Consider the following 23,242-nt stretch of genomic DNA (forward strand, 5'->3'; position numbering starts at 1 on the left):
CCGGGGGTCGGGGAACTGTTGGCGCTGCCGCCCGGTCGAGCAGTCGGACAACGCGCAATCGCGTTGTCAGCGGTTCCAAACGCAGCGTTGCCGAGGTATCGAGGGCTCCTTCCAACCCGGCGAAGCAGCGCCATCGCGCTGGCGCGCCGCTGGACGCAGGCATGCCCAAGCTCATCCCCACGTCGACGGCACGCTGGCAATCGGGCAACTTGCCGGGTACAACCTGACCGGCATCCCCGTGAACGATGCATCGTCCGGACCCGCCAACCCTCGCTCCACATGTCAACCCCGTCCGCACGGACCGCAGGCCGACGCCGTGAGGAGGCCGCGTGAGCGGCCCCGCCGCCCGCCGAGCCGCCAGCGTGCGCGCCAAAGCGCGTGCACACCCCCCGCTGTCCAGCCAGGTGGTCCTGGTCTTTCAAGGTGGCGGAGCCCTCGGCGCCTACCAGGCCGGCGTGTATGAAGCGATGCATGAGCGCGGCATCGAGCCCGACTGGGTCATCGGCACCTCGATCGGTGCCATCAACGCGGCGATCATCGCCGGCAACCGGCCCGAGCATCGGCTCGCGCGCCTGCATGCGTTCTGGGACGGCGTCCAGAAGAGCTCGCCCCTGGACTCCTTCCTGCGTCTGTGGCCAGGGGCATCGGGCTACTTCGGGAACGTGGAAACCATCGTCCACGGAATCCCCGGGTTCTTCGCCCCGAATCCCGCGTCGTGGGTCGGTATGCACTTCCCGCTCGGGGTGGAGGGAGCCGCGTACTACAGCACGGAGCAACTGCGCTCCACGCTCGCATCCCTGGTCGATTTCGAGCTGGTCCGGGCCTGCCGCCCACGCCTGACCGTCGGCGCGGTGAATGTGCGAACGGGTGCGATGCGCTATTTCGATTCGCGCAAGGAGGCGCTGGCGCCTGACCATGTGATGGCGTCGGGCGCGCTGCCGCCCGCGTTTCCGGCGATCCGCATCGATGGCGAGCCGTACTGGGATGGCGGCATCTACTCGAACACGCCGATCGAGGCCGTGCTGGAAGACACGCCGCGCCGCGACTCGGTGATCTTCAGCGTGAACGTGTGGCGTCCGCAAGGCGACGAACCGGACACGATCTGGCGGGTGATCGGTCGCCAGAAGGACATCCAGTACGCGAGCCGCGCCGACAGCCACATCGAGAAGCAGAAGCAGCTGCACCGCCTGAGGCACGTGATCCGCGAACTGGGCAAGCAGCTGCCGCCGGCCAGGCTCCGGTCGGCCGAGGTCAAGGACCTGATGGCGTGGGGCTGTGGCACGACGATGCACGTCGTGCGCCTGCTGGCGCCGGGCCTGGACGGTGAGGACCACACCAAGGACATCGATTTCACGGCCGAGGGGATCCGCTCGCGCTGGATGGCGGGTTACTCGGACACGCTGCGCGCGATCGACCGGCGCCCCTGGGAGGGCCATGAAGACGCGATCGAAGGCGTGATCGTGCACGAACCAGGGCGCGCGCCGATCCGCTGACGTCAAGCGGGATCACGAACGCGCCGGATGTCGCGTGGCTTGCTAGATCGACGACGTGCGGCACCGTGCCGCGAGAAACCCGGTCGCCGCGCCGAGATCCAGGTCCGCCACCAGCAGGCCTTCCTGCCCGTAGGGCTGGAAGCATTGCAGGGTGCCGTCCGGCCGCGCGATGGCCGACGTGGTGCCGGAGCCCTCGCTCGCACAGTTCACCGACGCGACGTAGCACGTGTTCTCCGCGGCCCGGCAAAGGATGGCCTTCTCGTGGAACGTGTTGGCGGGATCGGCGAATGTGACGGGGCGATAGCTCCCGGGCTGGGCGATGCTCGCATGCGGATGGAAGACCACCTGCGCACCCCGACGCACGGCCCAGCGCACGGTCTCCGGGTAGCGCCAGCCCTCGTGGCAGATCACCACCCCGAAAGTCAGTGCGCCGACCCTGAAGACGCGGCGTTCCGTCGCCAGAGCGGGATAGGTCGCCTCCTCGGTGGGGTCGATCTGTCCCTTGTCCTGCCAGCCCAGGACGCAGCCGTCCGCATCGATCACGCAGGCGGTGATCTGCAAGCCGCGCCCGGTGACTCGCTCGGTTCCAAGGATGACCGCCACGCCGGCAGCCCTGGCGGCATCGGCGACCTCGGCCCAGGCGCGCTCGAGGAACACCGGATCGGGCGGCGGCGCCACGCTGCCGGGCCACCGATACCCCGGGACGAAACACTCCGGAAAGCAGATCACGAGCGCGCCTTGCCGGCCCGCCTCGCCGACGGCCTCCGTCGCCAGTCGCACGGATTCCTCCGGCGTCGATGGTGCGCGGACGTTCGCGAGGGCAATCCGGACCGTGCTCATGGGCTTGCCCCGCCCTCACCCTTGCCGGCCGCGCGAAGGGGCCGGAGCAGGTGCTGCAGCCCGTTGTGGTCGATCTCGTGCATCAAGGCAAGCAGGCGGCCCAACTGCCCGGGCGGGAAGCCTTCCCGGGCGAACCAGTTCAGGTAGTTGCCCGGCAGGTCGGCGATCAGCGTGCCCTTGTACTTGCCATAGGGCATCTCGGTCTTGAGCAGGAGGTCCAGGGGTTCCGACATGCGCAGGATTGTCGCGCCGCCGACCAGGACCGCTGGCTCCCGCAAGCGGCCGCCAGCCGCCTGGCTCAGCCGCGCGCTGGTAGCACCGTGCCCGTGCAGGGACCGAAGCCGATGCGCGCGGCACCCGCTCGCTCGCACCGGCCACGCAGGGTGACGGTGTCGCCGTCTTCCAGCCAGGTGCGGGTTTCACCACCAGGCAGCTGCACCGGGTGCTTGCCGGCCTCGGTGAGCTCGATCAGCGCCGCGGCCTGGGCCAGCGTCGGGCCGGACAGCGTGCCGCTGCCGAACAGGTCGCCGGGCCGGAGGTTGCAGCCGTTGACCGTGTGATGGGCCACCAGCTGGGCCGCCGTCCAGTAGGCGTGCCGGTAGTTCGTCGTGCTGATGCTGGCGGCAGGAATGCCGGCCTGGCCCATGCGGGCGGTCTGCAGCTCCACCTGGAGTGCGATGTCGAAGGCACCCCGGCTGCGCACCTGCGGCGAGTCGAGGTACTGCAGCGGCGACGGGTCGCCATCGGGCCGCTCCAGCGGCGCGCGGAACGGCTCCAGCGCCTCCAGCGTCACGATCCACGGCGACAGCGTGGTGGCGAAGCTCTTGGACAGGAAGGGCCCGAGCGGCTGGTATTCCCAGGCCTGGATGTCGCGCGCGGACCAGTCGTTGAGCAGGCTGATGCCGAACACGTGCTCCTCGGCGCGGTCGATCGGGATCGGCTCGCCGCGCGCGTTGCCGGCGCCGATCCAGATGCCCAGTTCCAGTTCGATGTCGAGCCGCCTGGAGGGGCCGACGGCTGGCCGTGCGGCGCCGGGCGCCATGGTCTGGCCCTGCGGACGCGCAAAGGCCTCGCCCGAGATGCCCAGGCTGGAGCTTCGGCCGTGGTAGCCGATCGGCACCCACTTGTAGTTGGGCAACAGCGGGTTGTCCGGACGGAACTGGCGGCCGATGTTGGTGGCGTGGTGGATGGACGTGTAGAAGTCCGTGTAGTCGCCCACCAGCGCCGGAACCTCGTGCTCCGCCTGCGCCTGCGGCACCAGGCAGTTCTCGAGCAGCGGCTGTTCCTTCGCGCCCTGGCGGAGCGCCCGCGACAGGGCCAGCCGCAGCTGGCTCCAGGCCGCGGGCCCGAGTGCCATCAAGCCGTTGAGCCTGTCCGCCGAAGCTGACTGCAGCGCCCGGCCTGCCATCCCCTCGAAGGGGGCGATGCGGGCCACGGCCGCCAGGTCCAGCACCTGGTTGCCGATCGCTACGCCGCCGCGCCATGGCTCGCCGGCCCCGCGCCGGCGGAAGATGCCGAAGGGAAGGTTCTGGATGGGGAAGTCCCCGGCCGGCTCGTTGGCGCTGGCCACCCAGCTGCGCAGCGCCGGATCATGGGTCTCGTTCAGGCCCGTCATGCGCCCAGCGCCTTCTCGTGCATCCAGGCTGCATGCTTGGGCGCGCGCTTGGTGCGGCTCCACTCCTCCAGCATCGCCCACTTCACCTCGGCCGCCTTGGCCGCGAGGTCCGGCGTGCTGGTGTCGGCGGCCAGCTCGAGCCGGTGGCCGTTCGGGTCGAAGAAGTAGATCGACTTGAACAGCGTGTGGTCGGTCACGCCGACCACCGGGATGCCGTCGGCCTGCAGCCGCGCCTTGACGCGTTCGAGTTCCTCGACGGAGCCGACCTCGAAGGCGATGTGCTGCACCCAGTCCGGCGTGTTGGCGTCGCGGCCCATCTGGGGCGCGTTCGGCAGCTCGAAGAACGCGAGCACGTTGCCGCCGCCGGCATCCAGGAAGATGTGCATGTACGGATCCGGCGCCTTGGTCGAGGGCACGTGGTCCTCGGCAAAGGCGAGCTGGAAGTCCATGCCCAGGTACTTGGCGTACCACTCGACGGTCTGCTTCGCGTCCTTGCAGCGGTACGCGACATGGTGGATCTTGAGGATGTTCATGGGTTGTGGAGTCAGGGCCATCAGATTTCCAGGACCAGCCGGCCGCCTGCGCAGGCGCGCGAACAGCAGGCCATCATCTTGTCGCCCGCCTGTCGCTCGGCGCGGGTGAGCACCACGTCGCGGTGGTCCACCTCGCCGGACAGCACGTGCACTTCGCAGGAGCCGCACAGGCCCTCGCCGCAGTCGCTCGGCACGTCGATGTTCGCGGCGCGCAGCGCCTCCAGCAGCGTGCGGTCGGCGGGCACGGACACGACCAGGCCCGAGTCCTTGCACTCGACCTCGAACGCCAGCTCCCGGCTGGGGTCGAGCTTGCCGGGCGCGGCCTGGAAGTGCTCGACGCGCAGCGCGTCGTCGGGCCAGGCGGCGCAGCAGGCGGCCAGTTCGTCCAGCAGCCGTGCGGGACCGCAAGCGTAGACGCGGGTGTCCGGCCGCGGTTCGGCCAGCAACGCGCGGTAGTCGGCGCGCGTGCCCTCGTCCCTGACGTGCAGGTGCAGGCGGTCGCCGTGCAGCGCCGCCAGCTCCTGCACGTAGGCCATGGTGGCACGCGACCGCCCGCTGTAGTGCAGCTCGTAGTCCATGCCCAGCTCGCGGGCGCGCCGGGCCATGGCAGCGATGGGGGTGATGCCGATGCCGCCGGCCACGAGGATCACCCGGCGGGCGCCCTCCTCCTCGAAGCGGAAGTGGTTGCGCGGCCCGCGGACCGTGAGCAGGTCGCCCGGCCTGGCGTTCGCGTGGATCCACGCCGAGCCGCCGCGGCTGGCCGGATCCCTGAGCACGGCCACCTGCAGCGCGCCGGCGTCGGCCGGATCGCCGCACAGGGAGTACTGGCGCGACAGCCCCTCCCCGCCGCACAGGAGGTCGATGTGGGCGCCGGGCGTCCAGCGTGGGAGGGCACGGCCGTCGGCCGGCGCCAGCCGCAGCTCGACGATGTCCTCGGCGACGGTGCGCACGCCCTCCACCCGCAGCGTCCGCGCGACGGCGGCCCGGGACGACTCGCCGATGCGCACCGGTTGCGACCGGCCCAGGACGGCCGGGTCGCGCCGCTCGGGGTTGAGCGCCGGGTCCCATTCCACCAGCAGGTGCTCCGGCCCGCGGAACGAGGTGTTCGACAGGTAGTGGAAGGTCTGCGGCGCCAGCGTCATGTGCGGCAGGCGCCGCGACAGCTCCTCCAGGAAGATCTGCAGCTCCATGCGCGCCAGGTTCTTGCCCATGCACTGGTGCGCGCCGTAACCGAAGGAAAGGTGGTCGCCGGCGTTGTCGCGATGGATGTCGAGCAGGTCGGCCTCGGCGAAGTGGCGGCCGTCGTGGTTGCCCGAGGCCATCACCATCAGCACCCTGGAGCCGGCCGGCAGCGTGACGCCGGCGACGTCCACGTCGCGCAGGGCCACGCGGCGCCAGGCGATGATCGATCCGGAAAAGCGCAGGCACTCCTCCACCGCGTTCGGGATCAGCGAGGGGTCCTCGCACAGCTCGCGCCACGCGGTGGGGTGCTGCAGCAGCAGGCGCACCGCGTTGGCCGTGGCGTTGGCCGTGGTCTCGTGCGCGGCGACGATGCCGGCCATCATCATCGAGTGCAGGTACGAATCCGTCACGACGTCGGGATGCTCGGCCTGCATGCGGATGCCGAACTTCATCCAGCCGGTCCCGGAGGGATCGCGCCGCATCTTCTCCAGGATGTTGCCGGCCAGCTGCCAGAAGTTGCCCACCGCGTCCGCGACCCGCAATTGCTCGTGCTCGTCGGGACGCCCCCAGGTGTTGACGGTGTGCGCGATCGAGTACTTGCGCAGCAGCGGCATGTCCTCCTCGTCCACGCCCAGGAAGTGCAGCGCGATGGTCAGCGGCACCTCCCACAGCATCTGGTCCACCAGGTCCGCGCGGCCGTCGTCGATGAACCGGTCCACGTACTCGCGCGCCAGCTTGCGCACCAGCGGCTCGTGGTGGCGCAGCGCCTCCGGCGTGAACGGCTCCAGCAACAGCCTGCGCCGCGCCATGTGGGCCGGCTCGTCCTCGTTGACCAGCGTGCGGCTCATCGCATAGCCGTACGACGCGAGCACCTGCTGCGCCGCCTCGCTGGGCGGGGTGATCTTCTCCAGCGCGTTCGACGGACTGAAGCTGCCGTGGTCGCGGAAGATGGCCTTGATGTCGTCGTAGCGCGAGACGACCCAGTAGCCCAGCGTCGGGTTGTAGAAGACCGGCTCCTGCTCGCGCGCCCAGCGCAGGTACTCCGGCGGATCCTGCAGGTAGGCGTCCTCGAACGGGTCGAAGGCGGCCGCGCGGGCGCTGACGGGGCAGCCGTTGGGCGCGCGCAGCGCAGCGTGGTCCACGGGACAGCCGGAGGTGACGGAGCGGGGAAGTGGCGCGTTCATGAGTTCTACGCTTTGCGTAATCGGTTTACGCATAATACGCGAACGGCGGCTGTCCCGCCAAGTGCTGCGTCCAGCTTTTCCGCTACGACATGAGGGAAAAACCGCTCAGGCGGCGGCGCGACGGTCGGGCTCGTGCCCCGAGGCGATGCTGATCGCCTGTGCTTCGCGGATGACCTCGGGGCAGATGCGGCCGCCCGGGCGCGCGTCGAACCCGCTGCTGGCCCCCAGCGCCGTGAGCATGGCGCTGACCTTGCCGGTCGCGTCGAAGATCGGCGCCGAGACCGCGCTGATGCCCTTGAGCATGGTGTCGTTGACGATGGCGCAACCCTGGTCCCGCACCTGGCGGCGCAGGCGCTCGATCGGCCGCGCCCCAGCCAGCAGGGCCCGCTGCTCGGCGGGGGCGGCGGCGAATTCCTCCTCCGCCTGGCGCAGCACCGCGGCTTCGTCCGAGAAGCCCAGGAACGCCTGGCCGGTCGCCGACCACAGCAGCGGCAGCACCGAGCCCGGACGCATGTTCACCGTCACCGGCAAGGCGGGCTCCTCCATGCGCAGGACCGTGGGGCCCTTGTTGCCCATCACGGCGATGAAGCAGGTGACCTGCAACTGCTCGCGCAGCCGCACCAATGCCCCCTCCCCCATGCGCACCGGGTCGCACTGGCGCAGCGCGGCCAGGCCAATGCGGATGGCTTCGCGCCCGAGGTAGTAGTGCTGGGTCGCCGCGTCCTGGGCCACCAGGCCTTCCTGCGCGAGGCTCGCGAGGTAGCGGTGGACCTTGGCCGTGCTCTCCTCGACGGAGTTGGCAAGGGAGGTCAGGCTGGCCGCGCCGCCGAGATCGGCCAGCGCCTTGAGGATGGCCATTCCCATCTCCGCCGACTGCACGCGCTGGCGGCGGTCGGCGGGCTTGGCGGCGGCGGATCGGGGCATGGACGGAGCGTAGGCGATTCGGAGCACCGCATTTTACGCTTGGCGTAGTACGATTACGCTACCGAGACATCCATCCCTAGGAGCATCCGTGATCAACAGACGACGCGCCGCCAGCCTGCTGGCCGTCTCCGCCCTGTTCGGCGGCACCGGCACCGCCTACGCGCAAACCTACCCCGCCAAGAGCATCCGTTGGGTGGTCCCCTACCCGGCCGGCGGTGGCTCGGACTTCCTGGCCCGCACCATCGGCCAGCAGCTGTCCACGCAGGCCGGCCAGACCGTGCTGGTGGACAACAAGCCGGGCGGCAACACGGCCATCGCCGCGGTGGACGTAGCGCGCTCGCCGGCCGACGGCTACACCATCCTCTCGGCCGACAACGGCACCATGGTGTTCAACCCGGCCCTGTATTCCAAGCTCACCTACAACCCCGAGAGCGACCTGGTGCCGGTGACGCTCATGGGCAAGTTCCCCATGATCCTGGTCGTGGGCCCCGGCTCCGACGCGAAGGACGCGCGCGACTTCATCGCCAAGGCCAAGGCCCGCCCCGGCAGCGTCAACTACGGTTCGGCCGGCGCCGGCAGCCCGCACCACCTGGCCATGGAACTGCTGAAGGTCCATGCCGGGCTGCACATGGTCCATATCCCGTACCGCGGCGCTGCGCCCGCCCTCGCCGACCTGGCGGGTGGGCAGGTGCCCGCCATGATGGTCGACCTGGCCGCCGGCGCGGGCTTCATCAAGGGCGGCAAGATCCGCGCGCTGGCGGTGGCCAACCCCACGCGCCTGCCGCAACTGCCGGACGTGCCCACGTTCGCCGAACTGGGCTTCAAGAACGTCGAGGCCGCCGCCCAGGTGGGCATCGTGGCGCCCGCCCGCACGCCGGCCGACGTGGTCAATGCCCTGCAGAAGCAGGTGGCCGCCGCGATCAACACGCCGGCCGTGCGCCAGAAGCTGGTGGATTTCGGCATCGAGCCGGTCGCCAGCACGCCGCAGGACTACGCAGACCTGAACCGCAGCGAAGTCGCGCGCTGGCACAAGCTGATTCGCGATCAGAAGATTTCGCTCGACTGATCGTTCGACCGGCGCCGGGCTGCCGGACCGGACGAAGCGATCCGGCGCGACAACTCGCTCCCGCGTGCCGCCAGGAAGGCCTGCAGCCGCTCGGCATGGTCCGGGAGGGCGGCGGCCCGGACCGAAGGCCGGCCGGACAGCGCGGCCCGCCAGGCCCGCACGCGGGGCGTGTGGTCGAAGCAGCCGGGTTCACCGACCGACTCGAACGCGTCGAAGTAGCGGAACACGGGGGCGAACACCGCATCCACGATGCTGAACGAGGCGCCGGCGAAGAACGGCCCTTCGGCGTCCAGCGCCTGCTCAAGCTGCCCGAAGCGCGCGCGCAGCAGGTCGCGCTGCGTCTCAAGCTGCCTCGCGTCGGCGGCTCGGTAGTAGGCGCCGATCGTGTCCAGCACGCCGGAGCCGAACTCCGTCCACGCGCGATGCCGCGCCCGCTGCAGCGCGTCCTCGGGATGCAGGCGCGGCGGCCGGGTGTCGTCGAGGTATTCGCAGATCACCGCCGACTCGAAGATCGCCTCGCCGCCGGCCAGCAGCACCGGCACCTTGCCCAGCGGCGAGATCGCGGTGAACCAGTCCGGCTTCGCGGCGAGGTCGACCCAGCGGCGGGAGAACGGCACGCCCTTCTCGGCCAGGACGATCGCCGCGCGCTGGACGTAGGGGCAAAGGACATGGCTGACCAGCGTGAGTTCCACGGTCAGCCTTTCAGCAGGCCTTCGGCCTGCAGCGCGGCCCGCACCTGGGGACGCGCACGGACACGATCGAGCCAGGCCACCACGCTGGGCCAGCTGGCCAGGCCCATGCCCACCATGGGCGCCCAACCCATGATCGTGAAGCCGTAGGCATCGGCCACGGTGAAGCGGTCGCCCACCAGCCACTCACGCCCGGCCAGCCGCGACTCCAGGTCGCCGATGCGTTGCTTGAGCTTCGCGCGCACCGCCTGGCGGGTGGAGTCCGCCGTCTCCTTGTGGAACAGCCAGGGGCTGAAGCCCTTGTGAAGCTCGCTGGAGACGAAGGTGAGCCACTGCAGGACCTCGAAGCGCTCCCGGCTGCCGGCGGGCGGCATCAAGCCGCTGGCCGGGGCCAGGTCGCCCACGTACTGCAGCAGGGCGGCCACTTCGGTGTGGCGGCTGCCGTCGTCCAGCTCCAGCATCGGCACATAGCCGCGCGGATTGATGGCGCGATAGTCGGCCCCGGCGGCCGTGCGCCCGGCGACGGTGTCGACCTGCACCAGGTCCGCGGCGATGCCGGCTTCGCGCAGGGCGATGTGCACGGCCAGGGAGCAGTAGGCGGGGGCGAAATAGAGCTTCATGGAAAAGTCCTCGCGGTAGTTGGTGGACGCCACTGTAGGATTGCAGCGACGCAATGAGAACAGGCGTTCATGAAATCACCGATTGCATCGACGCAATACAGCCTCACGGCCGCCGACCTGGCGATGGTGCTGTCCCTGGTGCGCGGCGGCACGCTGGCGGCGGCAGCGCAGCGGTGCGGCAGCGACGCCTCCACCGTGTTCCGTTCCCTGCAGCGGCTGGAGCAGCGGCTCGGCCAGCGCCTGTTCGAGCGGACCCGCCAGGGCTACCTGCCGACCGATACCGCGAGCGACGTCGCGCGCCACGCCGAACGCATCGAAACGGAACTCGAAGCGGCGCGGGCAGCGGCCTTCGCGACGGGCGCGCAGGTGTCCGGCCGGGTGCGGCTCAGCACGACCGATTCCGTCCTGCGGGGGCTGGTCCTGCCCTGCCTGCCGGCGCTGGCGCGCGCCCATCCCCTGCTCCAGCTGGAGCTGCGCGCCACCAACGAACTCCTGAGCCTGAGCAAGCGCGACGCCGACATTGCGCTGCGCGCGACGGCCAAGCCGCCGGAACACCTGGTGGGCCGGTCGCTGGGCAGGATCCAGTTCGCGGTGTGCGGCTTGCGCTCCCGCGCCACGGCCAGGACGCCGGCTTTGGAGCAACTGGACTGGATCGCGCCGGACGACGCCATGCCGGACCACCCCTCGGTGCGCTGGCGGCGCCAGCACCTGCAGAAGGTCGCGCCGCGCCACCTGGTCGACGGCATCGTCTCGGTTGCCGACGCGATCACGGCCGGGCTGGGCGTGGGCATCGTTCCCCTGTTCATGCTGGCCGTCGAACCGCAACTCAAGGCGTTGACGCCGCCGCTGGAGGGCTGCGAATCCTCCCTCTGGCTACTCGCCCATCCCGAATCGCGCCACCTGCGGCGGATTGCCGCGGTGTACCAGCACCTCGGCGACGGCATCCGGCTGCCGCAGGCGGAAGAACCCGCCGGCCGGCGCCGGACCGGCGCCGCCAGGTGAGGGGGCGCCTGCGCCCGCTCTGGGTTCTAGTCGCCGGGCGCGGCGCTGCGGCCTGCCGGGAGCTGGTAGCCGGTGACCAGCGCCCAGGCCCTCAATCCCGTCGCCACCACCGCGGCGACGATGAAAGCCAGCCCGGGCGGCAGCGCGGAGTGAACAGCCAGCACGTAGGCCCAGCCACCCAGGAAGGCGCAAACGGCATAGGGACGATGGTCGCGCAGGGCCGTCGGGATCTCGTTGCAGACCACGTCGCGCATGACCCCGCCGGCCGTGGCCGAGACGACGCCCATGAGCACGGCGACGATGGCTGGAAGGTCCTGGGCCAGTGCCAGCTGCGTGCCGCTGGCCGTGAACAGCCCGAGCCCCAGCGCGTCGGGCCACTGGATGGCCTTCTCGGTGAACTCGAAGTGGCCCGCGCGCAGGAACAGGATGGCAGCGATGGCCAGTCCGATGAGGATCCACAGCCAGGTGGGCTGCGCGACCCAGAAGAACGGGCGCCGATCCAGCAGCACGTCGCGCAATGTGCCGCCGCCGAACGCCGCCAGCCCCGTGACCACGCAGAGACCGACCACGTCGAGCCGCTTGCGGACGCCGGCCAGCAGGCCGGACAGCGCGAACGCGACGTTGGCGGTTGCCTCCACCAGCGTGTGGAACCATGTCAGGACGAGGTCGGTGTTGGCCATCGCGGCCATTGTTCACCGTTTGCGATCCGCGCAACCGGCAGCCGAACCATCGGCCGGCGTGGGGCTTGGCACGACCTGAAGGACAGCGCGTTTCAGCTGTTCCACGAGCGGTCGTGAGGTCGGCGAACGCGAGGTCCCGTGCGGCGCAGAATGGTGAGTTCGACACCACGACTGGGGAAGCAGGCCATGACCGCCATCCTGGGACTTTCGGGAAGCCTGCGCTCGGGCTCGTACAACACCGCCCTGCTGCACACGGCCGCGGCGCTCATGCCTGCGGGCTCGACGCTGGAGATCGCCACGCTGCACGGCATCCCGCTGTATGACGGGGACGTGGAGGCACGTGACGGCATCCCCGCGGCCGTGCAGGCACTCAAGGAACGCATCGTCGCCTGCGACGGTCTCCTGCTCGCCACGCCCGAATACAACAACGGCATGCCGGGCGTGCTGAAGAACGGCATCGATTGGCTGAGCCGGCCCAATGGCGATATCGCGCGGGTGTTCGGCAACCGCGCGGTCGCCGTGATCGGTGCGTCGCCGGGAGGGTTCGGCACCATCCTCGCGCAGAACGCCTGGCTGCCTGTGCTGCGCACGCTGGGCACGCGGCCGTGGTTCGGCGGCCGGCTGATGGTCTCGCGCGCGGGCCAGGTGTTCAATGAAGCCGGGGAGATGGTCGACGAGAAGGTGAAGGCGCAGCTGCAGCAGTTCCTCCACGGTTTCGTTGCTTCGCTGCAGGCGCCGCCCGCACGGCCATGAGGAGCGAACAGGCTTCATATCCCGGCGCGCACGGTTCCCCCTTTCGCCGCGCGCCTCGACGCCCCTAATGGGCCGGTGAGTGCATCGCCGCTAGCGGGCGGCGGCCCTCGCGTCCTGCGTCCGCAATCACACGGTTGCCCGGACCGCCCAGGCCCGGGCGACCATCCGGATCGATCCGTCGTCCTCTGCCGGCAGCCGCTCGCGCAGCGTGCGCCTCAGCTCGTTGCGGGCCTGCTCGTCGAGCGACATGGCATAGGCGGGCGCCGGGCCCTGGCCGCCCAGGAACGGTTCCCAGAAGTCCTCGAAGCTGGCGAACGGGGTGGCGATCTCGATGGCGGTCGTCTCCGCGGCGCCGAAGCCGGCGGCAGCGCAGGCGCCGAGCAAGGCATCCGGACGGCAGATGGGGAAGCGCCGGCCTTCGTCCCATTGCACCGCGGCGGCATCGAGCGCGACGGCCGCATCCCAGAAGTGCCGCATGAGCTCCATCCGGCCCGCGTAATCCCAGACATAGGCGCCGAAGGTCCCGCCCGGCGTGCACACCCGGGCCGATTCCCGCAGGGCCGCCGGCAGGTCCGGGAGGAAGTTCAGGACCAGGCCCGAGACGACCACGTCGACCGAGTCGTCCGGCAGCGGAATGGCGGCGGCGCTGCCCTGGCGCAGGTCGACACGATCGGCCAGCGCCTGGCGCGCCGCGGCAATGAAGCCCCCGGACGGTTCGACCCCGGTCAGTGCCGCGGGTGCGCAACGCTCGACGATGGCAGAGCACAACGCGCCGGTGCCGCAGCCCACGTCCACCCATCGCCGGCCGGGTGGCTCATCCAGCCAGGCCAGGAATGCAGGCGCGACGTGCCGGCTCCAACGGCCGACATAGCGCTCGTACGCACTGCCGACTTGCCAGTGATCGGATGGCTGCGAGCGCATGGAGAAGCCTTCGTCACGGTGGGCTGGCCAATGTACTCGCCACCCACGCTGTCTTCAACGGCAACCGGCCCATCCGCACGGCCGGCTGCAGGCACCCCATCAGGACGGGCGTGCGGCGCCGTGGCGCAGGCGCAGCGTGCTGAACACGGCCGCGCAGCCCGCCAGGACGGCCGCCGCCGCGAGCGCGACGACCGGCCCGCGGCCATCGCGCACGCCCAGCAGGCCGAAGATCACGCCCACCAGCACCGCCCCGACCGACTGGCCCGTCAGGCGCGCGGAGCCCAGCATGCCGCTGGCCGCGCCGGCGCGCGCGAGCGGGGCGCTGGTGATGATGGTGTGGTTGTTGGGCGACTGGAACAGCCCGAACCCCGCGCCGCACAGCACCAGCCGCCAGGCCATGTCCAGCCCCGACGCGTGCGCCGGCAACGCGGCCAGTGCGGCCAGGCCCAGCGCCATCGACCCCAGCCCGATGCCGCCCAGCAAGCCGCCGGGATGGCGGGCGATGAGCCGCCCGGCGATCGGCGCCAGGCACACGGTGGCCAGCGGCCAGGCGGTGATCACCAGGCCGGCCTGGAAGTAGCTGCGGCCCTCGCTTTCGAGCAACAGGAAGGGCAAGGCCACGAAGGCCAGGGTCTGCGCCGCGAAGGCGGTGACCGACGTGCACATCGACAGCGCGAAGACGGGGATGCGCAGCAGGTCCACCGGAAACAACGGACGAGGCTGGTCGAGCTGCCTGCGCACATAGAAGATGCCGACAACGATGCCGGCTGCGAGCAGCAGGATGCCGACGCCGGCCGGCGCTGCGGCGCGTTCCGTCCCGGCCCGCGCGCCGATCGCATCGGCGCCCAGGAACACCAGCGAGAACATCAGGATGTTGAGGCCGGCATCGACCAGCCGTAGCGGGCCCAACGCCGGCTGGGGGGGACTGTGCGGCAGCGACCGCCGGCCCAGCCAGAGCACCAGCACCCCGAGCGGAATGTTGACCGCGAACAGCCACTGCCAGGACGCGATCGACAGCACGGCCGCAGCGACGGTGGGACCGGCCACGGAAGATGTCGCCACCGTCACGGAATTGAGGGCGATGCCGCGCCCCAGCATGCTGGACGGATAGATCAGCCGCACCAGCGCCGCGTTGACGGACATCATGCCGGCCGCGCCGATCCCCTGGATGGCCCGTGCCGTGGCGAGCATCGGCAGGTTGACCGCGGCGATGCAGCCGAGGGACGACACCGTGAACAGACCCAGGCCCCAGAGGTAGACGCGGCGATAGCCGAGCCGCTCGCCCAGGCTCGCGAACGGCAGCAACAGGCCCAGGATGGCGAGCTGGTAGGCCGTGACCACCCAGACCGACGCCGAGGCCGACGCGCCGAGGTCGCGCGTGATGTCGGGCAGGGCCAGGTTGACGATGCTGCCGTCGATCACGGATACGGAGATGCCCAGCAGGCTCGCTGCCATCGCCCAGTAGCGCTCGGGAACCGGCAGCCCGTCGGGCACGGCCGTCCTGCGGGTCGAAACGTCCCCTCCGCTGTTGTTGTCGCTCACTGCTGAAGTCTACGTCGGGCCCATGGCGGCGACCGCGCGCTGCGGCCGTCCCGGCATCGCATGTCGCTGTCGATGAGTTCGCAGCCGGCGGCGGTGTGCAGCGAAACGAAAGTGCCACCGGAACCGGTAACGGTCGTCGCTTCGCTTCCTGCTCTGCAACATGCGGCCGCGCCTGCTTGCACTCGCCGGTCGCCGGGGGTATGAACAGGAAGGGGGACGTCATCTCCCGCCAGGAGGTCCGCATGAGATCACTGCTGCTTCCGCTGGCTGCCTGCGCCGCGCTGGGGGGCTGCTATTCGTATGCGCCGTATGGCTACGGGTATCCCTACGGCTCCCCCACGGTCTACTACCAGCAGCCGGGAACCACCAGCTCGACGGCCGGGACTGCGGGCACGACGGCCCAGGTGCAGAACGGGACGCAGGCACCGAACGGCTCGGTCCAGGTGCCGGCAGACGGGACGGCGGCCCCGAACGCACAGGTCTACACGCCTGCGCCGACGACCTACGCCTATCCCTATCCGTACGCCTACCCCTATGCGTACCCCTACTACGGCTATCCCTACTACGCCTACCCGTACTACGGGTACTCGCCGTTCTACCTGTCGGGGAGCTTTTTCTTCGGCGGCGGCCACGGTCATGGCGGACACGGACATGGCGGCCATGGCGGCCACGGGCACGGGCGACGCTAGGCCGCGTCCGCACGATTCGACAGTGCGAAACCCCCTCTCCAGGCGACTCTGAGCCGGGCCACCTCGCCCCGGCGAACCAGCTCCCCACCCGGCCCCAAAGTTGGGGAGAATCGCCCGCCGCCGAGCCAGGGTGAACCCTTGTCGCGTGGCACGGGTCGGGCCGGCGCCTGACGCCAGTTCTACTCTCAGCAGCTGCTTCCAGCCTCCCGTCCGGCCGTCACGCTGAGCCAATGGCACAGCCTGTGCAGTGAGCACGTTCTCGCTGCCACCAGGAGTTGCCATGCCCCTCTTGCGACCGTCCACGGCCCACCGTTCCGCGCTGCGCTGGCCGGCAGCCGGGCTGCTGCTGCTCGCCCTGCTGATCGCCGTCGCCCGGCCCGCGCTGGCACAGGGCACGCCATTCATGGCCCCCGTGATCCCCGCGGTGCCCGGCGTTCCACCGGGCTTCGACATCACCGGGTTCATCCAGGAAGCCACGCTGGATGCGAACGGCACGATCTGCCGGCCGACCCATCCCCGCCTGGCCGGCGGCACCGTCACGCTGAACGGCCAGAAGGTGATCATCCCCTGCAACACTGTCCTGCAGATGCCGGCGTTCACGTTGACGTGGGCCGACCTGTTCTCGGGCGGCCCCACGGACATCACGCCGGCCGGCCAGACCGGACTGGCGCTGGCGGACGCGATCGGCCCGGTCAGCGGGGCGACGGTGATGGCGACGCGGCCCGGATTCCTCACCGCGCCGGGTCCCGACGGAACCGTCCGTGCCAGCGCCCCCCTGCCCTCGTACGAGATCCACGTCGTCGGCAACGTGGTCAACGGCCAGTACCTCGCCGGCCTGGTGTTCATCTCGCAGCAGTCGACCAATGCCGGCCAGGGCACCATCAGCTGCATCGACTACGCGACCGGCGAGGTGCAGGTCGGCGGCACGCCCGTCGATCCGACGGTGGCCCCGTACGCCTGCCCCAGCCCGCCACCGCCGGGCGTCACGCGCGTGCGGCTCAATGACGCCGTCGGCCGCTATGGCAAGAGCCACGCCGCCAGGTGCTACGGCCGCGCCGACTGCGTCGAGGAGCCCGGCTTCGATCCGCGCTTCACGCCGGACACGGACAACCCCACCGTCCATGCCTCCACCGGCTACCCGATGTGCATCCCGCGCGTGAACCCGTTCATCGCCGGGGCCGTCGATCCCGAATGCCCGCAGTCGAACCGGCCGCTCGCCCCGTACTGCAGGAGCTTTCCTGCCGAACTGGGCCTCACGCCGTTCCCGACGCCCAACATGGGCTACTGCATGACCTACGTCATGGATGCGCCCCGCACCTCGCCGCCGCCCGGCGTCACCGGTTCGTGCCCCGGGCCGGACCCGCTCTGCCCCACCGACCCGACCCGGCAGGTGCCCTTCGAGATCGGCGACAACGTCGTCTTCAACGGCACGCTGAAGACCGACAGCGCCGGCAGCTACGTCTCGGCGCACACGATGACGGCCAACCTGGGCATCTACACGCAGCCCAACCTGCCGCCGGCCTACACCTTCGTCGAGGAGGTCCTCGCGGGAACCGATGCGCGCCCCGTGGCAGGCATCAACCAGGAAGCGACCGGCCGCGTCAAGTTCGTCGGCTTCACGACCGACATCACCAATCTCGTCGACCTGTTCGCGCTGGACCAGGACCCGGTCAGCGGCGTGGTGACCGAACGGCTGCTCGGCACGCACAGCCCCGTGTCCACCCCGCTGCTGGGCCGCTTCCGCACGCCGGCCAACAACAACGGCGCGTTCCTGCCGCCGACCCGCAACTACCGGGCCGTCAGCCGCACGATGTGCGCGAACAGCTCGGGGCCCGACAGCCCCTGCACGCTCCAGCAGCGCTCGACCGAGACGTTCGCGAACGGCCTCAACGCCGGCCAGTACCTGCTGCCCAACTTCGAGTTCATCTTCCCGGAGAACCTGCTGTTCGGCGAGGCGATGGTGCCGAACAACTTCCAGGACCTGCCCTTCCTGTTCTGCGGCTCCGGGCCGGTGGACGGGCCGGGCAGCCTCTCCCCCGTGGTGGGCCAGCTCGATCCTGCGCCCTGGGCGCCGCCGATGGACGACCCCATCTTCCACGGCTCCCTGTGTCCCACCGCCCGCGGCGTCGCTGCGCGCGAGTTCCCGCCGGTGGCCGGTGCGCCGGATGTCCTGACCATCGTCGCGGCCAGCTGGGACAACCGGGCCGGCAAGGGCAAGGTGAACCTGGTCGTGACCTCCAGCAAGAGCCCCGCGCCGGCCGGCATGTTCATGACGGCCAGCCTGGTGAACGCCGGCCTGCAGCCCGGCGTGCCCGGCAGCGTCGACAACCCGATCAACGTCGGCATGGTGCTCGCGGGCAACTCGCCCGCGGCGCCGGCCGTCTGCCCGACGACGGAACCGTGCTGGCAGCTGCTGGCTCCGGGGTTCATCGTCGACCCGCAGGGCGCGGGCGGGAACGGCATCCCGACGCTGGTGCCGCCCACCCAGATCACCGTGCGCTCGAGCTACGGCGGAAAGGCCACGACGACAGCCATCACCACCCGTGCCTGCGTGCCCACGCGCCGGCTGACCTGCCTGTGACGGTGGACGATCATGACCACGATCCAGCCCGCCACTCCCCGCCCCGCCAAGCGCTCCCCTGCGGGCGCCCGGGGTGCCGCGCCCTGGCAGCGCGCCCTCCTGCTCGTGCTGGCCACGACGATGGTGGTCTCGCCGGTGTCCGCCCGCGGACCCGGGCGTCCAGGCATTGCCGACCTGGTCGAAGAACCCGACGTGCTTCCGGCACGAATCACCCGCAAGACGGCCAACCTGGCCGCCAGCCTCGATCCCACGCAACGCCTGCCGGGCAACCCCAGCGTGCCGGGCTCCAGCGTGGACGCCTCCGGCGAGCAGCCCCTCACCGTCTCCATCGACGCCATCCGCGGCTCGCCCGAGACCATGACGATGGGGCAGACCGTCATCTCCGATTCCGGCGAGCTGATGGTCCCGCTGCAGGGCGTCGCGGCAACTGCCACGGTGGGCGGCCGGCCCGCCATTCCCGCCGTCAACGCGCACATCGGCACGGTCGACCTGGTGCCGCCGCTCGTGTCCCTGAAGGCCACGCCCATTCCGCCCGTCACCGGGATCGAGCAGTTCGTGCGCGACAGGTCCGCCGCGATCGCGCTGGGCAAGGCCCTGTTCTGGGACGCCAAGGTCGGCAGTGATGGCCAGGCCTGCGCAAGCTGCCACTTCTCGGCCGGCGCGGACAACCGCCTGAAGAACCAGCTCAACCCCGGGCAGCGGGGCAGCGACAACCTCTTCAACCGCACGTTCACCGGCGAGGGCGGGCCCAACTACGTGCTCAAGCCCGAGGACTTCCCGTTCCTGCGGCTGCTCAATCCCCTCGACCGCAACTCCGCCATCACGTTCCAGACCAACGACGTCGTCTCCTCGCAGGGCACCTTCGCCGGCGACTTCATGGGCCTGGCCTCCGGCGGCACCGAGAAGTGCGGCAACCGCCCGGTCGACGAATTCAGCGTGCACGGCATCCTCACGCGCCGGGTGGCCCCGCGCAACGCCCCGACCGTGATCAACGCGGTCTTCAACTACCGCAACTTCTGGGACGGCCGCGCCAACAACACCTTCAACGGCAACAACCCGTTCGGCGAGCGCGACCCCGATGCCCGGGTGCTGCAGCGGCAGGGCCAGGGCCAGGCGGCCTGGGTCCGGATCCACCTGCCGAACGCCAGCCTGGCCTCGCAGGCGGTCGGGCCGGCGCTGAGCGACTTCGAGATGTCGTGCGCCAACAAGACCTTCCCCTACCTCGGCCGCAAGATGATCCCGCTGCGGGCCCTGTCCGGGCAGAAGGTCCACGCGGAAGACTCGGTGCTCGCGCCCCTGCGCGACTCCACGGGCGTGGGGCTGACGCAGACCTACGAGCAGATGATCAAGGCGGCCTTCCTGCCCGAGTGGTGGAGCGCGCCGGGCACCTACGCCGGTTTCAGCCAGATGGAGTCGAACTTCTCCATGCTGTGGGGCCTGGCGATCATGCTCTACGAGACGACGCTGGTCTCCGACGAGGCACCGATCGACCGCTTCGTCGGCTGGTCGGGCAGCCCGCCGGATCCGAATGCGCTGTCGGTGCAGGAACGGCGCGGACTGGCCATCTTCCGCGGCGGCAAGGCCACCTGCGTGTCGTGCCACCGCGGCGCCGAGTTCACTTCGGCGGGCTCGGGGCTGCAGCAGACCCGCGGCGAAACCAACCTGGTGGAGCAGATGTTCGTGGGCCGCGGGACGCTGGGCCTGTACGACTCGGGCTTCTACAACATCGGCGTGCGGCCGACGGCCGAGGACGTCGGGGTCGGCGGCACCGACCCGTTCGGCAACTCCCTGTCGTTCTCGCGCCAGTACCTCGCCCGGCTGGGCGGCCAGCCGGCGCCGGACCGCTTCCTGGTGGACCCCTGCCTGTTCTCGGTCAAGAGCCATGCGTTCAGCTGCTGGCTGCCGCCTTCGCCGGCGCTCTCGCGGGTCGGTGTCGACGGCGCCTTCAAGGTGCCCAGCCTGCGCAACATCGCCCTCACCCAGCCGTACTTCCACAACGGCAGCCGCTTCACCCTGGAACAGGTGGTCGAGTTCTACAACCGGGGTGGCGACCGCCGCGGGCCGGACGGCAACGACACCACCGGCTTCGGCGGCGCCACGGCACCGAACGGCGGCGGCTCGAACGTGCATCCCGCGATCCGCCCGCTGGGCCTCACGCCGGCGGAGAAGAACGACCTGGTGGCCTTCCTGCGCAATGCGCTGACCGACCGCCGCGTGGCCTGCGAGCGGGCCCCGTTCGACCACCCGGCGCTGCGCATTCCCAACGGCCATTCCGGAACCACGACCAAGCTGACCGCGGTCAGGAACGACATCAAGGCGGTCGACGAGTTCATCGACCTGCCGGAAGTCGGTGCCAAGGGTGTCGCGCCCCGCCCCTGCATGAAGGACGACCTGGGAACGCCCTTCGTCGAGGCGAAGCAGGCGGACGTCAAGGGGGACAAGAAGGACGACAAGGAGCCGAAGAAGGAGAAGTAGGGGAAGCGCCCCTCCAGCGGGGCGCCCCCTCAGCGCGAGGGCTTGCCGTGCCGGCTCGCCAGCAGGGCCGCCTCGACCCGGCTGCGCACCTGCAGCTTCTGCAGGATGTTGGTCACGTAGTGCTTGATGGTCTGCTCGGACAGGAAGATCTTCTCGCCGATCTCGCGGTTGGTGTAGCCGTCGCCGATCAGCGCCAGGATGTCGCGCTCGCGCGGGGTCAGCTCCTGCAGCGGGTCGGGCGCCTTGCCCTGGGTCAGCGAGACGAGCATCTCGCCGGCCAGCGACTGCGAGACGTAGACCTCGCCCGCGGCGGCCGCGCGCAGCACGCGGGCCAGCTCCTGCCCCGACACGCCCTTGAGCACGTAGGCCCGGGCGCCCGCCTTGAAGGCGGCGAGCAGACGGTCCTTGTCGTCGGACATGGTCAGCATGACGATGGTGGTGGCGGGGCAGGCGGTGCTGACCTTCTCGGCCGTGACGATGCCGTCCCAGCCCTCCATGCTGATGTCGAGCAGCATGAGGCGCGGCATCAGGGTGCGCGCCAGCTGGAGGGCCTGCTCGCCCGAATCGGTCTCGCCGACCACCTCCAGGTCGGCTTCGCCGGCCAGGGAGGTGACCACCCCGTGCCGGAACAGGGGGTGGTCGTCGACCACCACGACGCTGATGCGATCAACCATTGTCTTCCTCCTGCGCGCCCAGCGGCAGCACGGCCCGCACCAGGGCGCCCCGGCCCGGCGCCGATTCGACGGCCAGGGTGCCGCCCGCGATCTCCACCCGCTCGCGCATGCCGACCAGCCCGAGCCGGCCCTTGCGCGCGTAGTCGGCCGCAAGCCCCGGGCCCTCGTCCCTGACCTCGACGGTCAAGCTGTCCCGGTCGGCATGCACCTTCACCCGGCAGCCGCTGCCCTTGGCATGGCGGTAGGCATTGGCCAGCGACTCCTGCAGCACGCGACAGACGGTGATCTTGGTGCGGGCCGGGACCACCAGCCCGTGCACGTCGCACTCGACCAGCACGCTCGAGTTTGTCTTGACCTCGTAGTCGCGCACGGCCCGCGCCACCAGGTCGGCCAGCGTGAGGTTGCGCACATCCGGCAGCTGCAGGTCGGCCGAGATCGCACGCAGGTCGGCCAGGGCAGCATGCACGGCCGCGCGCACGGGCGCCAGCTGGCCCGTCACGCGGCAGCTCCTGCCATCGGCTCCGGTGCAGGCCGGGTCCTCGGTGGTCAGCTGCATCAGGGCGAACCCGAGGTCCTGGCCCGGCCCGTCGTGCAAATCGGCCGACAAGCGCTGCAGGAAGTTCTCGTTGAGGGCCGTGGCCCGCACCGCCGCGCGCCGGGCGCGATGGTGGAGGTCGGCGTTCTGCGCGTTCAGCACCGTGAGCTGCGCCAGCTTGTCACCCAGCTCGCGCTGCTGCCGCTCGATCGTCTGGCTGCCGCGCCGCACCACCACGAACAGCAGCAGGTACATGGCGGCCATGGCCCCCGCCATCTGCAACCAGCTCTGGCGCTGGGCCACGGCGACCTCGCGGTCGACCTCGTCGGCCTCCTCGTAGAACTCAGCCGCCGCGATGATCTTGCCCACCTTGTCGGCATGGATCGGCGTGTACGTCTCGATGATGCGGGGACGCGGCTGCCCGTGCGCCTGCTGCTCCTCGTCCTCGCGCACGCTCAGCTCCGACGAGATTCCGCCGGCCAGCGCCGCCGCCAGGCCCTCGTCCACCGGGTAGGTCTTCCCGACCTCCTCCGGCGTCGTGCTGAACAGCACCCGGCCATCGGGACGCCAGATCTTCAGGCTGACCACCTTCTGGCCCAGTGGAGTGCTCTCCAGCAGGCGGGCAAGCTCGGCCCGGTCGGTCTCGGTGAGGTCGTCGGAGCGCAGCAGCGTCTGCGAGTGGGGGGCGATGAAGCTGTCCACGTACAGCGCCGTCACGGCACCCATGCGGTGGACCACGCTGGACTGGACCCGCAGGCCGATCCAGTGGCCGATCAGCAGCGTGCCGCCCAGCAGGATGGGGAAGCTCAACAGCAGGAACTGCTGCGACAGCGACAGGCGGAAGAACCGGACCTGCATCGCGCGAAGCACCCGCCTGGCCCCCGCCCGGGCAGAGCGCGCAGGCTGCTCGTCGCGCGCAGTCGACCACCATCCACCGAACGGCCGCAGCGCCTTGATCGAACGCATTGAAGTCCTCCCGGGCAGGTCCAAGCATCAGGCGAGCCACTGACTACCCGCCCCCTCCTCGCGCTCGAACCTTCCCACGTCCGGACCCTCGCTGCAAGGGGGCTGGCGCGAATGACGCGTGCAACGGACAACTTCGCCGCTGCCACGTGGCTTTCCGGTGGGGGGCGTTTTTCCCCACATGCGGGGAACGCACCCGCCTGCCCCCGCTCCCTGTCGGCGTCCTGCCGGCCCGCGCCAGAGCGGAACGCAGGGCCGGCGGTGCCGACAGGCGATGGCAC

Annotated in this window: 20 protein-coding genes; 7 read left to right on the forward strand and 13 right to left on the reverse strand. The window is 70.6% G+C overall.

All coding sequences use genetic code 11. The annotated features are described in order from the left end of the window. The first annotated feature begins 329 nt into the window (after positions 1-329). Positions 330-1,493, forward strand: a complete 1,164-nt coding sequence (locus GON04_RS20115) for a patatin-like phospholipase family protein (protein WP_338051024.1) — start codon at positions 330-332, stop codon at positions 1,491-1,493. 42 nt (positions 1,494-1,535) lie between these two features. On the opposite strand, the gene GON04_RS20120 is transcribed toward GON04_RS20115, so the two are convergent. From GON04_RS20120 to GON04_RS20145, 6 genes are all read right to left on the reverse strand, one after another. Next, complete coding sequence (locus GON04_RS20120) at positions 1,536-2,333, reverse strand: carbon-nitrogen hydrolase family protein (RefSeq protein ID WP_157399782.1); 798 nt, start codon at positions 2,331-2,333, stop codon at positions 1,536-1,538. Continuing rightward, positions 2,330-2,566, reverse strand: a complete 237-nt coding sequence (locus GON04_RS20125) for a DUF3820 family protein (protein ID WP_157399783.1) — start codon at positions 2,564-2,566, stop codon at positions 2,330-2,332. Before GON04_RS20125 ends, GON04_RS20120 begins: the two co-directional genes overlap by 4 nt. 65 nt (positions 2,567-2,631) lie before the next feature. Continuing rightward, on the reverse strand, positions 2,632-3,948 hold the full coding sequence (fahA, locus tag GON04_RS20130; RefSeq protein ID WP_157399784.1) for a fumarylacetoacetase: 1,317 nt from the start codon (positions 3,946-3,948) through the stop codon (positions 2,632-2,634). Then, positions 3,945-4,481: a VOC family protein gene (locus GON04_RS20135; protein WP_157399785.1), complete on the reverse strand. Its 537-nt coding sequence runs from the start codon at positions 4,479-4,481 to the stop codon at positions 3,945-3,947. Before GON04_RS20135 ends, fahA begins: the two co-directional genes overlap by 4 nt. Positions 4,482-4,501: 20 nt before the next feature. Beyond that, on the reverse strand, positions 4,502-6,847 hold the full coding sequence (locus GON04_RS20140) for a cytochrome P450/oxidoreductase (RefSeq protein ID WP_198349363.1): 2,346 nt from the start codon (positions 6,845-6,847) through the stop codon (positions 4,502-4,504). Between the two features lie 105 nt (positions 6,848-6,952). Further along, the gene (locus GON04_RS20145) at positions 6,953-7,771 is read right to left on the reverse strand and encodes an IclR family transcriptional regulator (protein WP_157399787.1); all 819 of its coding nucleotides are present in this window, start codon (positions 7,769-7,771) and stop codon (positions 6,953-6,955) included. Positions 7,772-7,859: 88 nt separating this feature from the next. Between GON04_RS20145 and GON04_RS20150 the strand changes: the two genes are divergently transcribed. Next, positions 7,860-8,837: a Bug family tripartite tricarboxylate transporter substrate binding protein gene (locus GON04_RS20150; RefSeq protein ID WP_181653681.1), complete on the forward strand. Its 978-nt coding sequence runs from the start codon at positions 7,860-7,862 to the stop codon at positions 8,835-8,837. On the opposite strand, the gene GON04_RS20155 is transcribed toward GON04_RS20150, so the two are convergent. Together GON04_RS20155 and gstA are read right to left on the reverse strand one after the other, a co-directional pair. Next, complete coding sequence (locus GON04_RS20155) at positions 8,816-9,535, reverse strand: glutathione S-transferase family protein (protein WP_157400796.1); 720 nt, start codon at positions 9,533-9,535, stop codon at positions 8,816-8,818. The two genes, GON04_RS20150 and GON04_RS20155, sit on opposite strands and share 22 nt — an antisense overlap. Beyond that, positions 9,532-10,146 carry a glutathione transferase GstA gene (gene gstA, locus GON04_RS20160; RefSeq protein WP_157399788.1) on the reverse strand — a complete coding sequence of 205 codons (615 nt, stop codon included), beginning with the start codon at positions 10,144-10,146 and terminating at the stop codon, positions 9,532-9,534. Before gstA ends, GON04_RS20155 begins: the two co-directional genes overlap by 4 nt. 69 nt (positions 10,147-10,215) lie before the next feature. Here gstA and GON04_RS20165 point away from each other — a divergent pair, with 69 nt between their 5' ends. Continuing rightward, positions 10,216-11,148: a LysR family transcriptional regulator gene (locus GON04_RS20165; RefSeq protein ID WP_157399789.1), complete on the forward strand. Its 933-nt coding sequence runs from the start codon at positions 10,216-10,218 to the stop codon at positions 11,146-11,148. A gap of 26 nt (positions 11,149-11,174) precedes the next feature. Here GON04_RS20165 and GON04_RS20170 read toward each other — a convergent pair whose 3' ends face one another. Next, positions 11,175-11,828 (reverse strand): trimeric intracellular cation channel family protein, encoded by a 654-nt coding sequence (locus GON04_RS20170; protein WP_157399790.1) that lies wholly within the window; start codon positions 11,826-11,828, stop codon positions 11,175-11,177. A 186-nt stretch (positions 11,829-12,014) separates the two neighbouring features. Between GON04_RS20170 and GON04_RS20175 the strand changes: the two genes are divergently transcribed. Then, a complete protein-coding gene (locus GON04_RS20175) occupies positions 12,015-12,581 on the forward strand; it encodes an NADPH-dependent FMN reductase (protein ID WP_157399791.1) in 567 nt (188 codons plus the stop codon). A gap of 126 nt (positions 12,582-12,707) precedes the next feature. Here GON04_RS20175 and GON04_RS20180 read toward each other — a convergent pair whose 3' ends face one another. Both GON04_RS20180 and GON04_RS20185 read right to left on the reverse strand, forming a co-directional pair. After that, positions 12,708-13,502, reverse strand: coding sequence for a class I SAM-dependent methyltransferase (locus GON04_RS20180; RefSeq protein ID WP_157399792.1), 795 nt, complete (start codon positions 13,500-13,502; stop codon positions 12,708-12,710). Positions 13,503-13,601: 99 nt separating this feature from the next. Further along, positions 13,602-14,957, reverse strand: coding sequence for an MFS transporter (locus GON04_RS20185; protein WP_157400797.1), 1,356 nt, complete (start codon positions 14,955-14,957; stop codon positions 13,602-13,604). Between the two features lie 329 nt (positions 14,958-15,286). Between GON04_RS20185 and GON04_RS20190 the strand changes: the two genes are divergently transcribed. The 3 genes from GON04_RS20190 to GON04_RS27125 all read left to right on the forward strand — a co-directional run bounded on the left by GON04_RS20190 (position 15,287) and on the right by GON04_RS27125 (position 20,789). Next, positions 15,287-15,733, forward strand: coding sequence for a hypothetical protein (locus GON04_RS20190; protein WP_181653682.1), 447 nt, complete (start codon positions 15,287-15,289; stop codon positions 15,731-15,733). Between the two features lie 280 nt (positions 15,734-16,013). Then, complete coding sequence (locus tag GON04_RS20195; RefSeq protein ID WP_157399793.1) at positions 16,014-18,314, forward strand: hypothetical protein; 2,301 nt, start codon at positions 16,014-16,016, stop codon at positions 18,312-18,314. Positions 18,315-18,326: 12 nt separating this feature from the next. Further along, positions 18,327-20,789, forward strand: a complete 2,463-nt coding sequence (locus tag GON04_RS27125) for a cytochrome-c peroxidase (protein ID WP_157399794.1) — start codon at positions 18,327-18,329, stop codon at positions 20,787-20,789. Positions 20,790-20,818: 29 nt separating this feature from the next. Here the strand turns inward: GON04_RS27125 and GON04_RS20205 are convergent, their stop codons facing one another. Further along, a complete protein-coding gene (locus GON04_RS20205; protein WP_157399795.1) occupies positions 20,819-21,463 on the reverse strand; it encodes a response regulator in 645 nt (214 codons plus the stop codon). Then, positions 21,456-22,964 (reverse strand): sensor histidine kinase, encoded by a 1,509-nt coding sequence (locus GON04_RS20210; RefSeq protein ID WP_157399796.1) that lies wholly within the window; start codon positions 22,962-22,964, stop codon positions 21,456-21,458. The genes GON04_RS20205 and GON04_RS20210 overlap by 8 nt, the downstream gene beginning before the upstream one ends. Positions 22,965-23,242: the final 278 nt, after the last annotated feature.

The organism is Ramlibacter pinisoli (genome assembly GCF_009758015.1).
Lineage (GTDB): Bacteria > Pseudomonadota > Gammaproteobacteria > Burkholderiales > Burkholderiaceae_C > Ramlibacter > Ramlibacter pinisoli.